The organism is Lentilitoribacter sp. Alg239-R112, from assembly GCF_900537175.1.
Classification (GTDB): Bacteria; Pseudomonadota; Alphaproteobacteria; order Rhizobiales; family Rhizobiaceae; genus Lentilitoribacter.
Window position 1 is genome coordinate 1,638,413 of record NZ_LS999833.1, and the last position, 16,123, is coordinate 1,654,535.

Below are 16,123 nucleotides of genomic sequence, written 5' to 3' on the forward strand. Positions count from 1 at the left end.
TGCTATTTCCCCAATAAACGCGCTCTCAGTTCGCTCATCTCACGTTGTAGGTCATTGCCACTGGTTGTATTTTCAGTAGCAGGCTTGGCAAAAGTCTTATCTGATGGTGCAGAGGCTGGTGATGCTATTTTGCGTAGCGTATTCGTAGGAGTGGCCGCGTCTTTTCTCTCACCTGCAAGTTTTGCACTTCTAAATTGCGCATCGGCGGTAGACTTATTCTGTGCATTTGAAAAGCCATCCATATTCGGAAAATCGAGATCATCAGATGCCTTTTTCCCACCCTCTGTAGACCGCATTTTCTCGACGATGGAACTCAGGTTAAGCGAAGTTACATTGCTTTCACTTAATCCTGTCGCGCACGGCAACTCATTCTTTGGAATACGTTCAAACATCATGCGCATAGGAACAGTCACAGCTTCACCAAAAGCGATTGCTTCCCCGTTACCAATAGATGCAAGAAAACTTGTTGTAGAGCTGGACGAGTTCGGAAGTGCCGAACGAATAATTTCCTGATCTCGATCATTTGCCAATCGCATAGCAAATACGGTTGAACATTGCGAAAGAATTGTCGGATCAAGTTCACCTGGTCTTTGTGTAATAATACCAAGACTTACGCCGTATTTGCGGCCTTCTTTCGCAATTCGGGAAATAGCCTGACGCGTTGGTAGGAAACCAATACTCGGGTCGGATGAGATATATCGGTGTGCCTCTTCACAAACAACCAATATCTTAACGGCCCCCTCACTCCAAAGCGCAATTTCAAACGCTAAACGACAAAGAACCGATGCCACTGAATCAACAACTTCAGACGGAATACCAGCAAGTTGAAACGTTGTTAGAGGCTTGCCATCCGCGGGTATTCTGAAAATAGTACCGATGGTTTGCATAATTGTGTCGCTAATTGTGCTTGAGGAGAACATAAATCCATAGCGCGGATTATTAATAGCAGATTGGATTCGAACCTTTAACGACATTAGATGCGGTTTATCACTTTTGCCATCCAACCGACCAATCCTATCGTCTAACAACGAAAGGAGATCTGCAATTCGATACGGAACAGGTGTATCAGCCGTGAAGGATTTATTTTCTCTCTTCCGGCTGAGGCCACTGCTGCTATCACCTTTAAATGCTCGTTTGGCTTCACCAATGAGGTCACGCAATGCATTCATTTCGTTGGTGACTTTAGGCTGTCCGCGGAAAATGACCTCTGCAAATTCTTCAAATTTGAAAAGCCAAAACGGTAAGTCCAAAGTATCAGGCCCAATCGCAACAGATATGCCATTAAAAGCTGAAGCAAATTCATCATGCAGGTCGAGGATAAGGACTCGCAATTTCGGGTCGCTTTGAATAGCCTTGTTAACGAGCAAAGAGAGAGCCGTTGATTTGCCAACACCAGTGGTTCCAACAAGTGCAAAATGTCGCGATAACATAGACGGAATGCAAATCGTCGCGTCCATATCCTGATTTTGAGATAGTTTTCCAACGACAACAGGATGATCAGTTCCAGCATCATAAATGAGTTTCAAATCTTCCGCACGAATATCATGAGCATCGGCACCTAAATGTGGATAACGAGTTATTCCAGTTGAGAAAGTTGTGCCTGTCTCATGCTGGCGAACTTCTCCGACAAGTTCGGCGGTAATTTGAAGTGTATTAACACCATTAACATCCCAACTTGCATCCGGTGTTTCCATAGAGCTTACGAGAGCAACAACCCGATTTTGATCAACAACAATGGTGACGAGACGACCAACAGACCAACCAGCAGCAACCGCCACATCATCAGGGCCAACGGAAGTTGATATCTCGATCTTCGAACCGGTACATGAAACAACATGACCGAGAAGGCGATCCACTGGTTCGGGCGCACGACGTTCTACAGAATGATAATCATAAGTGCTGTTTGTTAAGTCAGACAAGTTCGCCCCCGAACAAATGAAAAAGGTAATATGTTCAGTCTAACCAATGAACGTTAAAAAAAAATGTAGGCAAAGGGTCTAAATCATAACAAGATACTCACCTTCTCTTCTATACGACGACGCTTGAATTATTCGTTGACGCATTATTCAAATAAGGCTAAAAGTTAGCTATGAAACAAAAAATTGAAATTCTGGTGGTGGGAAAGCGTATGGGCAAGATGGTGTAACCATCTGGCGAAAGCATCCCATGCGCGATACGAAGGCTCCTAAAGGAGCCTTTTTTTATGCCATCAAAATTGACTTAATAGAGTAAAAGAAGACAAAAAAATGACTGGAACTGACAACGAATTGTCCGAGGATGCAAACCATATGACCGGTGCCGAAATGGTACTTAAAGCGCTGGAAGAAAATGGTATCGAGCATATTTTTGGCTACCCGGGCGGTGCAGTATTGCCAATCTATGATGAAATTCATCAGCAAGATGCGGTTCAACATATTCTCGTTCGTCATGAGCAAGGCGCTGGCCATATGGCTGAAGGCTATGCTCGCTCAACCGGAAAAACGGGGGTCTGCCTTGCAACCTCTGGTCCAGGCGCCACTAACGTTGTGACCGCGCTTCAGGACGCCTTGATGGATTCTATCCCAATGGTTTGCATCACTGGTCAGGTGCCAACCAACTTGATCGGATCTGATGCTTTCCAAGAATGTGATACAGTTGGCATTACGCGCCCATGCACAAAGCACAACTGGTTGGTTAAAGATGTAAACGACCTGGCTAAGACCTTGCACGAGGCATTTCATATTGCAAGCAGTGGTCGCCCCGGTCCAGTTGTTGTTGATATTCCAAAGGATGTTCAGTTTGCCACTGGAACATATGTACCAAAAGCAAAAATGGCCAGTCGAAAAAGCTATAAACATGCAACATCTGGTGATATGAACCAGATTAAGAAAGCTATTGAATTATTGAAAGGTGCCAAACGCCCAGTCATCTATTCAGGTGGCGGCGTCGTGAATTCTGGTCCGGAAGCGTCAAAATTACTTAGAGATTTGGTATCTTTAACATCGGCGCCAATTACATCAACGTTGATGGGTTTAGGTTGCTACCCGGCCTCTGGTGAAGCCTGGCTTGGTATGCTTGGCATGCACGGCACTTATGAAGCCAATATGGCCATGCATGATTGCGATGTTATGCTGTGTGTTGGGGCTCGATTTGATGATCGTATAACAGGCCGCCTTGATGCATTCTCACCCAATTCAACAAAGATTCATATTGATATAGATCCATCTTCAATCAATAAAAATGTATATGTGGACGTCCCTATTATTGGAGATGTGGTGCCTGTACTTGAAGACATGGTCCGTATTTGGCGCGCAGAAGCAGCCTCACTGGAAAAAAGCAGGTTGGCTAAATGGCATGCGCAAATTGATACATGGCGGGCGCGTAATTCGCTCGCATATGCGGACAATAAAGATGTGATTATGCCGCAATATGCCGTTCAACGTTTGTACGAGTTAACCAAGGACAAGGACACATATATCACCACCGAAGTCGGTCAACATCAGATGTGGGCAGCACAATTCTACGGTTTTGAGGAGCCAAATCGTTGGATGACATCAGGTGGCCTCGGTACGATGGGTTATGGCTTTCCAGCAGCCATAGGTGTACAAGCGGCCCATCCTGATAGTTTGGTAATCGATATTGCAGGCGATGCATCCATACAGATGTGCATCCAGGAAATGTCGTGTGCAGTTCAGCACAATTTACCCGTTAAAATATTTATTTTGAACAACAATTACATGGGTATGGTTCGCCAGTGGCAACAACTATTACACGGGAATCGTCTATCAAATTCTTACACAGAATCCATGCCTGACTTTGTCAAACTAGCAGAAGCTTATGGTGGTGTGGGGATACGCTGCTCTAAGCCAGCAGATCTTGATGGAGCCATTAATGAGATGATTTCAATTGACAAACCAGTTATCTTTGACTGCAACGTGGCAACTCTTGCCAATTGTTTCCCAATGATCCCGTCTGGCAAAGCACATAACGAAATGTTGTTACCGGACGAGGCCACTGATGAAGCTGTTGCCAATGCAATTGATGCCACTGGTCGTGGACTGGTATAAGGAGGAGCTATTATGAACGCACAAGAAAAGCCAACAGGCTCAGCCTATTTTCACCAAGTTGTTGAGCATGAGATCGTCACACGCACACTTTCTGTTGTCGTGGATAATGAACCGGGCGTATTAGCACGCGTTATCGGCCTATTCTCTGGCCGTGGCTACAACATTGAAAGCCTCACCGTTTCTGAGACCCAACACCAACGCCATCTGTCTCGCATCACGATTGTTACGCGTGGAACGGAACACGTGCTGGAGCAGATTAAAGCACAGCTAGAGCGAATTATTCCTGTTCACCGCGTGATTGATCTGGATGAAACTGCAGCCAAACTAGGCTTTGAAAAACCCATCGAACGGGAACTTGCGTTGGTTAAAGTCAAAGGTAAGGGTGAAGCCCGGTCCGAAGCATTACGGATTGCCGATGCTTTTAAAGCAGAAGTTGTTGATGCGAATACTGAGCATTTTATTTTTGAAATCACAGGACGCGTTTCTAAAGTCGAGCAGTTTATCCAAATTATGCGACACCTTGGTGCTATTGAGATTTGCAGAACTGGTATCACAGCGATGAATAGAGGTTCCGAAGGCATCTGGGGCAGCGAGCAACCAAGTTAATGTTCGACTAGGATTAAAATCTTATTGCTAAATCGTGCGAATCCTGTAACGGAATGGCAATGGATTTTTCACCTCAACAAGATGAAGCTCTTAAAGCCGTTGCAAAATGGCTTAAAGAAGGTTCAACCCCAATTTTTCGCCTGTTCGGCTATGCAGGAACGGGGAAAACAACGCTGGCACGGCACTTTGCGGAACATGTAGATGGCGATGTTTTGTTTGCCGCCTTTACAGGAAAAGCAGCTCAGGTATTGCGTTCGCGCGGTGCCTCAAATGCCAATACTATTCACTCCCTCATCTATCGCCCGCGAGGTGAAGAAGAGGTAGAAGACGAAACGACCGGTAAAACGACAATCGCTCCTATGTTCTCCGTCAATCGGCAAAGTCCTGTTGCAAAAGCAGCGCTTATTGTCATTGACGAGTGCTCAATGGTAGATGAAGAACTGGGTCGCGATCTGTTAAGTTTTGGGACTCCCATTCTCGTTTTAGGTGACCCGGGCCAACTGCCGCCGATATCAGGTGGAGGCTATTTCACCGAGCATGAACCAGATTTTCTCTTAACGGAAATTCATCGTCAGGCGCGAGATAATCCAATCATAGATCTAGCAATGCAAGTTCGTGAGGGACGTGACCTAGCTTATGGCGATTATGGCACGACGCAAATCATCTCCAAACAGGATGTTAATCAGGATCTTGTGTTAGATGCCGATCAGGTTTTGGTAGGAACCAACAAGACAAGAAAACGGTACAATCAACGTCTGAGGATTCTCAAGGGTTTTGACAGGCCTCATCCTCAAAGCGGAGATAAACTTGTTTGCTTGAGAAATGACCCAAGCAAAGGACTGCTTAACGGTTCGCTATGGCAAGTCATGACATCATCAAAAGAGACCACAAAACCAGGGATAAATCTTCTACTCCGACCAGAAGATGATGATATGGGGCGTGGTTCTGCAAAGGTCCGCCTTCTAAAAGCCGCCTTTGAAGAGCATGATACTGAAATTCCTTGGTCAACAAAAAAACGGTTCGATGATTTTGATTTCGGATATGCATTAACCGTACACAAAGCCCAAGGATCGCAGTGGAACAATGTTGTATTGTTTGATGAAAGCTGGGCTTTTAGAGATACTTCAGTGCACTGGTTATATACAGCAATCACACGTGCAGTGGAAAAATTGACCATTGTTCGATAGAATAATCAGAGCGCTGGAGGTTACCCAATGAATAAATTCAGAATTGCATCACTGTCACTTGTACTTTTACTATTTAAATTAAACCATGTAATTGCCGGCGATTTCGCAGAGTTTCACTCATTAGGGTTTTCTGCTGACGGAAAGGTCTATGCATTTGAACAGTTTGGCATCATGGACGGCTCCGGTTTCCCCTACGCAGATCGATTTCTTATTAATGTTGAAAGCGATACCTATGTGAAAGGCACTCCCTTCCGAGTGCGCATTGAAGATGAGGAAGCAGGCGTTTTGCAAGCTCGCAAATTGGTTGCTGAAAAGAGCGATGTAAAAATGAAAGCCTTGGGTATTGGGACCAAGCCGGGTCGCTTAGTTGCGTTCAACCCCTCAACGGAAGTTGTCAATGATAGCAAAAGCATCACTTACTTCCCAAATCAGTATAAAGTTAATCTGGGCGAGCCAATCACAATATCATTAGAAACATTTGAAGCTCAATTACCATCTGGTCATGATTGTCAAAACTATGGTGGTCTAGACATCAATATTTTCAGGCTCAAGTTACGCCCCTCACCCGACGAAGCATCCGAAACAATTTATGAAGATAAAAGCCTGCCCAAAAGCAGGCGGTGTCCACAAGATTATAATATCGGAGGCGTCGTGACACTAGACGAATTTGGCGAACCGGCAGTGCATGTTTTTCTTGTCCTTTATGAGAGTTTTGGGTTTGAAGGTCCCGACGGACGATGGATTGCCATTCCTAAGGTCATGAACTAGAACAAAACTAGTTCTAACTCATTAGAAAACGTGCATGACCGATCACCCAAATTATTACGCGATCACAATGATATTCGTTATTGCGATGACTATCGCTGTGTCTGTCGTTTTCTTAATCTATCCGCAATTAGACATTTATCTGGCAAGTTTTTTCGCTGATGGCAAGAATGGGTTCCCGTTAAATCAAAGCCAATTCCTCGTTGCTCTCCGCTTTTTGTATAATGTTGAAATTACAGTCCTGTGCGTCACGGCAGTGTCGATGTCACTATATACGCGCCAAAATCGGGATATTACTAAAACTCCTCATCAATTTTGGGACTTAATAATCGCAAGCTTTATCGCGGGTCCCCTTGTGCTTGTTAATATGATCTTGAAAAGCTACTGGGGCCGCCCACGGCCTGCACATATCGCCGAGTTCGGCGGAACATCAGATTTTGTCCCGCCTTATTATATCTCTGACCAGTGCCAATCAAATTGCTCATTTGTATCTGGCGAAGGTAGCGCTATCGCCACATCCGGCATTTTACTTGGCATCATCGCTTGGACAGCACTTCCTCACAAAAGAAAGTTGATTATCACGCTTATTACAATGCTAAGTGCCTTAGGCATTGGGCTTAGATTTGTCAAAGGTCGACATTTTATGAGCGACTCCCTTTTGGCCGCACTTTTTAGCGCTATTGTAATCCTGCTGATCTATAAAATATTCAAAATCTCAAATATTCGGGATAAAATCACTCTGGAAAACATCACCCATGACTTCGGTCTCATTGCAACAAGTCTTCGTTTAAAGCAAAATAGGCGAAAATAGCGACAATTTGAACCTATCTACACCTTGCATCAGCTTAGAGTCTCGATCATCTTCAACCGTCAGAGGAACCTATTTTGACTATGCAAAATCCAGATGTTGAAACTTTGTGGGCATATCACGACGATCGGCAGGCTGCTATCGATGAAGTCCATGCGCGTCCTGCAATGGAAATTATCGCTCCCGCGATTGTATTGCACATCGCATTTACATGCGAAAGTGACACGATTTCAGAACTTTTCACACAAGTTAGCGGTAAAACATCAGCAGAAATTCGTCGCCACGTCATCAATAAAAACGGAAACATAGACACCAAAATAGAACGCCATACCGAGTTTACCAGTTGTACTTTTGTTGCAAGCAATAACAGTGATGGCGCAGAACTCATTGAGGCATATAGATCTCTACTCATCAGAAAAAACGTTAAAGTGCTATCAAAGTGTCAGATATCAATTGTCACAACTGCAAAAGAGCTGGCTAAGAAAAGTGATTTTGGTAAGCGCTTTTATGGCGGGACCATGCGCGGAGAGCTACAAGTCCACTCAACGCTGGAAACCGACGATCAGAGCACGATAAATTATACCGTTATGTCCGAGAAAAGTGGCCCTAACGAACTTGGGCGTCGAATTCAGCGCATATATGAACTGGAAACCTATCGTATCATGGCCCTTATTGGGCTGCCGCTTGCACGACGTCAATCGTCTCGCCTGACCAAACTTGAAGACCAACTCAATCAGATTACATCAAAACTTGAGGCAGCAAGCAGCGATGAAGATGTCTCTGACGAAGATCTGTTTAAGGAACTATCTATCTTATCTGGAAAATTGGATAATTTGCGATCTGAGACGCGATTTCGTTTTTCTGCGAGCAATGCCTATTTTGATATCGTCGATGCTAGAATAAAAACCCTTGTCGAGCAGGAACGTGGGGACCTCCAAACGATATCCGGTTTTTTAAAATCAAGGCTTGAACCCGCTCGAGCGACGATCAAGAGCGTTGAGGGTCGTCAAAAAACTCTGACGGAAGATATAAGTCGAGCACTTGCCCTACTGCGAACACGCATAGATATTAAGATGAATCATGGCAATCAAGCGTTACTGAAATCGCTAGATGGGCGATATAAACAACAATTGCTCATCTCCCAAGCCGTTGAAGGCTTGTCGACGATTGCAATCACCTATTATGCTATCGGGTTGTTATCTTATTTTCTCAAGGCTTTCGATAAAGCAGGTCACCTACCGGTGTCATACACGCTTATATTAGCCGCTGCAGTACCTGTAATTATGTTCACCGTTTGGTATTCTGTTCGAAGACTGCGATTAAAGCTGCATGGAAGCGAAGATTAGGCATCATATCTCTCGCCGCCCCTAGCAATTTGGGCTCGAATCACTAAATTAGTAGGGATGAGTGGATATGACGACGACATACCTTTTTTCGATGATGAAACCCCAACCCCGCCAACATCTGGCGGCTTGGGTATTGCGGCGCGTGCCATGGCGGCACGTCAGAAACCGACCTATTTAGATGGCCTAAATCCAGAGCAAACTGCAGCTGTTGAAACCATACGAGGACCTGTTTTAGTTCTTGCAGGCGCAGGTACTGGTAAAACACGTGTTCTTACGACACGAATTGCACATATATTAAACCAAGGACTAGCATATCCATCTCAAATTCTAGCCGTAACATTTACCAACAAGGCCGCCCGAGAAATGAAAGTTCGTATCGGCGATCTTGTGGGCAATGCTGTTGAAGGCATGCCGTGGCTTGGCACATTCCACTCTATTGGCGTGAAGATGCTGCGTAAACATTGTGAGCTTGCCGGCTTACGTTCTGATTTTTCAATTCTCGATACAGACGATGTGATCCGTCTCATTAAACAGCTCATCCAAGCCGAAGGCATCGACGATAAGCGCTGGCCTGCACGCCAGTTTGCAATGATGATCGACGGTTGGAAAAACAAAGGCCTTGCGCCACATGAAATATCTGAAGGCGATGCGCGATCATTTGCAAATGGAAAAGGGCGCGAGTTATACGCTGCCTACCAAGATCGCCTTAAAACACTCAATGCATGTGACTTTGGTGACCTCTTGTGTCACCCCATCCGCATTATGCGTGGCCATCCCGATGTTCTAAAAGAATACCAGAGTAAATTTCGCTACATTTTGGTAGACGAGTATCAGGATACAAACACATCACAATATATGTGGCTTCGTCTTCTTGCCCAGCGCCCGAACCCGGATGATGGTCCTGCTAACATTTGCTGTGTTGGGGATGATGATCAATCCATTTATGGCTGGCGTGGGGCCGAAGTAGAAAATATTCTGCGTTTTGAGAAAGACTTCCCCGGAGCCGCAGTTATTCGTCTTGAGCGCAACTATCGCTCAACTGAACATATCTTGGGCGCTGCGGGCCATCTCATCAGCCACAATGAAGGTCGGCTTGGCAAAACGCTTTTCACCGAACAAAAAGACCCTGACGATGACAAGGTCAAGGTTCATGCAGCTTGGGATTCAGAGGAAGAAGCTCGCGACCTCGGTGACGAGATTGAACAACTCCAACGCAATGACCACAAACTCAACGACATCGCAATTCTAGTGCGAGCATCATTCCAAATGCGAGAGTTTGAGGATCGCTTCGTCACATTGGGACTGAATTACCGAGTTATCGGTGGGCCGCGCTTTTACGAGCGATTGGAAATTCGCGATGCTATGGCGTACTTCCGCGTTGTATGCCAACCAGCTGACGATCTTGCATTTGAACGCATTGTAAATACACCAAAGCGTGGTCTTGGCGACGCTGCAATTAAGCAACTTCATGATTATGCTCGAAGCAGAAATATTCCAATGTTTGCCGCAGCCGCTGAAATAATATTAACGGATGAGTTAAAGCCGCGCCCTCGAAAATCCCTAACAGAAGTTGTCCAAAATTTCCAACGATGGCAGGCTGAACTTGATAGGACACCACACACCGAACTTTCTGAGCAAATCTTAGAAGAATCCGGCTACACAGAAATGTGGCAAAAGGATCGTTCTGCAGAAGCACCCGGCCGTTTGGACAACCTTAAAGAGCTCATCCGATCAATGGAAGATGAAGAATCTTTGCGCGGGTTTCTTGAGCGCGTTTCTCTCGTTATGGATGCTGAAAAGAATGAGGATTTGGATGCTGTTAATATCATGACACTCCACTCCGCCAAAGGACTTGAATTCGAAACCGTCTTCCTCCCTGGTTGGGAAGAAGGTCTTTTCCCCCACCAGAGATCATTGGACGAAGGTGGTCGTACAGGTCTTGAGGAAGAAAGACGCCTTGCCTATGTTGGTATAACACGTGCAAAAAGACGTTGTCATATCTGGTTTGTTTCAAATCGGCGAATTCATGGCCTATGGCAATCCACAATCCCTTCACGCTTCATGGATGAGCTACCCGAAGCCCATGTCGAAGTGGCCGAAATGGACTCATCTTACGGCGGTTATGGTCGTGGGCAATCAGGTGGTCCCTACGGTTCATCGCGGTTTGATAAACAGGACAATTTTGGATCAAGTAGCTATCAGACACCGGGCTGGAAACGCGCGCAAGCCAACAACTCAGATGCGCTGAAAAATAACTGGGGCAGTCGCTCCGGCCATTCAGTCGAACGCATGTCTTATGGGGAAAGTGGACCACGCGCTAAAACCATTGAAGGCGAACTGGTTGCTAAATCAAGCACAGACACCCCTTCTCCCTTTTCTAATGGTGATCGCGTGTTTCACATGAAGTTTGGCAACGGCAATGTTGTGAATATCGATGGTAATAAGCTTACAATCGAATTTGATCGCGCAGGGCAAAAGCGTGTCCTAGACAGTTTTGTAGAAACCGTTTAATCAATTTTCCGAATTTAAACTTGAGTATTTAAGGAAAGTATTTGACTTGCGATTCAAGTTGGTATTTAAACATGATAAATTAAGTCATGTTTGTAAAATAAGGAAATTAGCATGCATATTCGAGCAAAAAATCTAGTCACTTCAGTTATTGGGGCTTTGGCGATCACATTAAGCGCAAGCGCAGCTTATGCAGATGGCGAAGTAAATATCTACTCATCACGTCACTATGACACAGATGATCGCCTTTATTCTGATTTCACAGAAGCAACTGGCATTAAGGTCAACCTTATTGAAGGTAAGATCAACGAATTGATCGAACGTGTAAAGGCAGAGGGCACAAATAGCCCTGCCGATATTATGATTACAACAGATGCTGGCCGTCTGTATAAACTGGAGCAAGAACAACTTTTGCAAAAAGTCGAATCTATGACATTGAGCAAAGAAGTTCCCGCAAATCTTCGCCACCCAGAAGGTTATTGGTACGGTGTTTCAAAACGCGCGCGCGTCATTTTTTATGACAAAGCGAAAGTCACTGAACCACCAATGACATACGCTGATCTAGCTGACCCTAAATATAAAGGTATGGTTTGCGCACGTAGCAGCACAAACATCTACATGCTTTCATTACTAGCGTCACAAATCGCACATAATGGCGAAGCTGCAGCCAAAACATGGGCAGAAGGCCTTCTTTCAAACCTTGCACGCGAACCACAAGGTGGCGACACAGATCAACTTCGTGGAATTGTATCCGGCGAATGCGCTATTGCCGTTGGTAATACGTACTACTTTGCTCGCGCACTCCGTAAAGATGTCAAAAACCTTTCTGGTAGCACGGATAAGATTGGCTGGGTGTTCCCAGATCAAGAGGGCAATGGTACGCACGTAAACATCTCAGGTGCAGGTGTTACGAAAAATGCTCCAAACAAAGAAAATGCAGTAAAATTGCTTGAATATCTAACGAGTGAATCAGCACAAAACTATTTTGCTGCTGGTAATGACGAATACCCGGTTGTTGAAGGTGTTGCACTTTCATCATCCGTACAACAACTTGGTACTTTCAAAGAGGATAATTTGGGTCTTGAAGAGCTCGGCAAACACCAAGCAGCAGCGCAAAAAATCTATAATGAAATTGGCTACAAGTAACCCCCAAAGCTTCTAAATTACTGAAGCTTCTTCTGACTGGCTCTGATAACGTCTCAGAGCCAGTTTTTTATTGCCTTACAAAGAGGGAGCAGTCGATTACTTATCGCGATCGATTAATGGTTGTGCAAAGCAGAATAACTGGCAACAACCCAAAGAAAACAATCATCAGTGATGGAACGGCGGCAGCTTCCAATCTTTCGTCAGAGGCCAATCGATATGCTTGAACAGCAAGCGTATCAAAGTTAAATGGCCTCATGATCAATGTTGCAGGCAATTCTTTCATCACATCAACAAAGACAATCAACAGCGCTGTTAAAAGGCTTGGCCTCAAAAGCGGGAGATGGATTTGCCATAGCATTTTTTTAGGGGTTCGTCCCAAAACGCGCGCTGCCGCATCTATATTGACTTTAATCCCTGATATTCCACTATCAAAAGCATTAAGCGCGGCAGCCATATAACGAACCATATATGCTACGATTAAAAGCGTGATGGAACCTGTAAAGAACAGTCCTGTTGAAAATCCTAAATGCTCCCTAGCCCAAGCATCTATAATATTATCAAGATGAGCGAACGGCACAAGAAGCCCCACAGCGATAACTCCGCCGGGAACTGCATATCCAATACCTGCTATTATCGTTGCAAAACGGGACGCCAAACTTGGTGCTATTCTGGCACAAAAGCCAATGATTGTCGCCCCAATCACTGTCACCGCCGCCGCTGTTCCAGCAAGTATTCCAGAATTTTCCATAAAGTTCATATAGCGCTTTGAGAATGGAGAATGATCCCCCGTTAGTGCCATGTTACCCAGAACAATTAGCGGAATAATAAAACCAACAAGAACAGGTACCAAACACACAACTGTCGCACCCCATGCCTTGGCTCCATGAAGTATTTCGCGCTGATGGCGCTCGAGCTTTGCTCCCGCTGAATGCCGTTTTGCTGCACCGCGCTGAATTCGCTCAAGGCCAGCAAATAAAAGAGCAACGGTTAAAAGGCAAAGCGCTAATTGAGCAGCAGCGGCACGATCACCCAATCCAAACCATGCTGCATAAATTCCTGTAGCAAAAGTTTGAACACCAAAATGCGCAACTGTCCCAAAATCCGCAATTGTTTCCATCAATGCTAACAAAACACCACCAGCTATTGCCGGCCGTGCAATTGGTATGGATATTCGCAAAAACGCAGAAATTGACGATGAACCTAAGGTTCGCGCAGCGAAATATGCTGTGGCGGATTGCTTTGCAAATGCTGTTCGCGCAAGTAAATAAACATAAGGGTACAATACAAATATCAACATCGTAGCACCACCACCAAGTGATCGTATCTCTGGGAAGTAATAGTCACGTGGGCCCCACCCCATAAAATCCCGTAAAGCTGTTTGCACAAAACCGGGATGATCCAGCAGATCTGTATAGGCATATGCAAGAACAAATGCGGGAAAAGCAAGCGGCAAAGCCAGCAGAATTTCCAAAACTCGGCGGAACGGAAATTTATAGGCGACGGTTAACCAAGCAGTCGCGGTTCCAATAATTGCGGTTCCAATACCAACAAATACAACCAGCAGAACCGTATTCCATATAAACCCCGGAAGCACCGTTGCAAATAGGCTCCCCCATGTCTCCAACGTACCATTAGCGGCCGCTATAACAGCAGCAATCATTGGCAACACGCATATAGCGGATACAGCCCATGCGGCAGATTTTAACGTACGATGTTGCAAATAAACCCCAGCACTAAACAATCAATCAGATAATGAACCTATCAAAAGAACCCAACAGGTTTTAATACTTGACTATTCTATGCATGTTTTAGCGTCAACTGATATGATTGTCACTAAGAGTTGTTGTTGACCTTCTCCAGCTGACATTCTAATAAAACGGAAACAAAGGATGCATTATGGATATTCGTCAAGTTACCGAAAATTATGCTGTTTCAGAGCAGATCACTGTTGAAGATATTGCCGAAATCAAAGCACAAGGCTTTAAATGCATTGTCTGCCATAGACCAGACGATGAAGAGCCAAATCAACCTCGTTTTGATGACATCAAACATGCGGCAGAAGCGGCGGGACTGAAAATCCGCCATATCCCAGTAACAAGCGCCGGCCTAACAATGGAAGCCGTTCTTGAGATGGTGGATGCAATTGAAGAGATGGATCAACCAATGCTTGGTTACTGTCGTTCAGGAGCCCGCTCGACTGTAATATTCAAAAATGCCGAAGCCAAAATGTAGTGTCATTGCCAATTGGCATTGATGTTCTTTTTGATGTTCCGAAGCCTCGCCTTTATGGATGCAGGCTCGGTTTCCATTGCAGAATTTATAACCACATCTAAGCCATCTCGAAATTCGTGATAAAGGTTGGCCAATTCATAAAGTCCATTATAGCCCCAAGCTCTAACGAATTTATTCTCATCTTCGGTTGCAAATCGGCAAAATTTGGCTAATTTATATCTAAGTTCTTCCGGTACTCTAAGCATCGGCATAATCTGTAAAAGATGAAGTCTTGCCTGCCAGGTAGCTAATGCATCAGCATTATTATAAAATTCATATGTTCGGCTTTGATCCAGTAAAGCACCATTCTCAAGTGCATGTTTGACCAGCCAAGTCGCTGCAGTTTGAAGGTTTTCTTCGGCAAGCACATCAAATAGCTGATCGACGAAAATCGAATCTGATTTTATCAAATCATATAAATTGCCCAGATAGTCCGTTGATTTACCATCCCAATTAGATAATTGTTCTTTCAGATTCATATCGATCTATTTCCGGTCCAATCTATAGACGGCACCATCTGCCGTACCCACAACTAAAGCTTTGTTGGAACTATCAACTAGAACAGCCTTATCTATGCTTGATGAAAAACTGACCGAACTTAGCTCCAAAACGGCTTCGTTTTTAAAGCTTATAAATCTTAGGTCTCTTCGGTTATTTGACGGCACAGCAAGATCCAAAACCCCATCACCATCAAAATCAGCAGTTGCAGATAAGCGCATTTCTCGCGAGCCAATAAAATGATTGGAAAAACCGTATACATCACCGACCTGCCTAAATGAACCATTCCGATAACTATAGAAAAATAATGTACCGCCAATATGTGGTGTCCGCACAAATGCGATATCCTTGAAGCCTGTCCCACGATAATCGGCAATTCCTGCAATATTCAACCACCTATTTGCTAAACCGTGATAACCAGTGGTCGCTTTTTCGATGAGCTTGCCATCATCCAGCCCGTATATCGTAACAGATGCGCCTTGATTGACCGAAGACTTGATTGTAATGACCTCAGTCGTGCCATCGCCATCTAAATCTACCAAACGCGGATAACGATCTTCAAAAACCTCACTTTTGGGCAAGTGAAGTATTTGAACTGAACTATCAGCTGTCTCAACTAACAGCGCACCTGCCTCAATTGCGTCGCCTAAAATGCCATGAGCATAGCGCGTTGTGGGTTCACCGTACCAAGCTGATGAAATGTCAGAGTCACCTTCACCCGTTGCAATCAATCCATCTGGCAACCCATCAATCGCCTGGGTTCGAGTTTCCTCTACTATCTCGTATGGGAATTTCTCTGCATTAATCTGCTTAACACTCCACTCCAATGCGGATGCGCCGCTCAAACTCATTAGAAATAACAAAGTGGCTAAGAATATTTTTATCATTAAAAAACTCGTTGTTGTTGAGCAACAAATCTAACAAAATCTACTGATTAGGAAA

General features: G+C 44.7%; 13 protein-coding genes. 9 read left to right on the forward strand and 4 right to left on the reverse strand.

Annotation, left to right across the window (positions count from 1 at the left end; all coding sequences use genetic code 11):
• Positions 1-2 precede the first annotated feature (2 nt).
• Positions 3-1,919, reverse strand: coding sequence for an ATP-binding protein (locus G3W54_RS08290; RefSeq protein ID WP_162652608.1), 1,917 nt, complete (start codon positions 1,917-1,919; stop codon positions 3-5).
• Between the two features lie 327 nt (positions 1,920-2,246).
• On the opposite strand from G3W54_RS08290, the gene G3W54_RS08295 reads away from it, so the two are divergent.
• The 8 genes from G3W54_RS08295 (at position 2,247) to G3W54_RS08330 (ending at position 12,412) form a co-directional block, all read left to right on the forward strand.
• A complete protein-coding gene (locus G3W54_RS08295; protein WP_162652609.1) occupies positions 2,247-4,046 on the forward strand; it encodes an acetolactate synthase 3 large subunit in 1,800 nt (599 codons plus the stop codon).
• Between the two features lie 12 nt (positions 4,047-4,058).
• A complete protein-coding gene (ilvN, locus tag G3W54_RS08300) occupies positions 4,059-4,652 on the forward strand; it encodes an acetolactate synthase small subunit (protein ID WP_162652610.1) in 594 nt (197 codons plus the stop codon).
• A 59-nt stretch (positions 4,653-4,711) separates the two neighbouring features.
• On the forward strand, positions 4,712-5,839 hold the full coding sequence (locus tag G3W54_RS08305) for an ATP-dependent RecD-like DNA helicase (RefSeq protein ID WP_162652611.1): 1,128 nt from the start codon (positions 4,712-4,714) through the stop codon (positions 5,837-5,839).
• 27 nt (positions 5,840-5,866) lie between these two features.
• Positions 5,867-6,607, forward strand: coding sequence for a DUF2259 domain-containing protein (locus G3W54_RS08310; RefSeq protein WP_162652612.1), 741 nt, complete (start codon positions 5,867-5,869; stop codon positions 6,605-6,607).
• A gap of 34 nt (positions 6,608-6,641) precedes the next feature.
• Complete coding sequence (locus G3W54_RS08315) at positions 6,642-7,415, forward strand: phosphatase PAP2 family protein (protein ID WP_162652613.1); 774 nt, start codon at positions 6,642-6,644, stop codon at positions 7,413-7,415.
• Between the two features lie 80 nt (positions 7,416-7,495).
• The gene (locus tag G3W54_RS08320; protein ID WP_244627916.1) at positions 7,496-8,758 is read left to right on the forward strand and encodes a DUF3422 domain-containing protein; all 1,263 of its coding nucleotides are present in this window, start codon (positions 7,496-7,498) and stop codon (positions 8,756-8,758) included.
• A 57-nt stretch (positions 8,759-8,815) separates the two neighbouring features.
• Positions 8,816-11,269 (forward strand): UvrD-helicase domain-containing protein, encoded by a 2,454-nt coding sequence (locus G3W54_RS08325; protein ID WP_162652615.1) that lies wholly within the window; start codon positions 8,816-8,818, stop codon positions 11,267-11,269.
• A 111-nt stretch (positions 11,270-11,380) separates the two neighbouring features.
• Entirely contained in the window at positions 11,381-12,412 is a 1,032-nt protein-coding gene (locus G3W54_RS08330; protein WP_162652616.1) for a Fe(3+) ABC transporter substrate-binding protein, read from the forward strand.
• A gap of 100 nt (positions 12,413-12,512) precedes the next feature.
• Here G3W54_RS08330 and G3W54_RS08335 read toward each other — a convergent pair whose 3' ends face one another.
• Entirely contained in the window at positions 12,513-14,132 is a 1,620-nt protein-coding gene (locus tag G3W54_RS08335) for an iron ABC transporter permease (RefSeq protein WP_197742805.1), read from the reverse strand.
• A 176-nt stretch (positions 14,133-14,308) separates the two neighbouring features.
• Here G3W54_RS08335 and G3W54_RS08340 point away from each other — a divergent pair, with 176 nt between their 5' ends.
• Positions 14,309-14,644 (forward strand): TIGR01244 family sulfur transferase, encoded by a 336-nt coding sequence (locus G3W54_RS08340; protein WP_162652617.1) that lies wholly within the window; start codon positions 14,309-14,311, stop codon positions 14,642-14,644.
• Between the two features lie 2 nt (positions 14,645-14,646).
• Here the strand turns inward: G3W54_RS08340 and G3W54_RS08345 are convergent, their stop codons facing one another.
• Together G3W54_RS08345 and G3W54_RS08350 are read right to left on the reverse strand one after the other, a co-directional pair.
• Positions 14,647-15,162 (reverse strand): hypothetical protein, encoded by a 516-nt coding sequence (locus G3W54_RS08345; RefSeq protein WP_162652618.1) that lies wholly within the window; start codon positions 15,160-15,162, stop codon positions 14,647-14,649.
• A gap of 6 nt (positions 15,163-15,168) precedes the next feature.
• Complete coding sequence (locus G3W54_RS08350; RefSeq protein ID WP_162652619.1) at positions 15,169-16,068, reverse strand: FG-GAP-like repeat-containing protein; 900 nt, start codon at positions 16,066-16,068, stop codon at positions 15,169-15,171.
• Positions 16,069-16,123 lie beyond the last annotated feature (55 nt).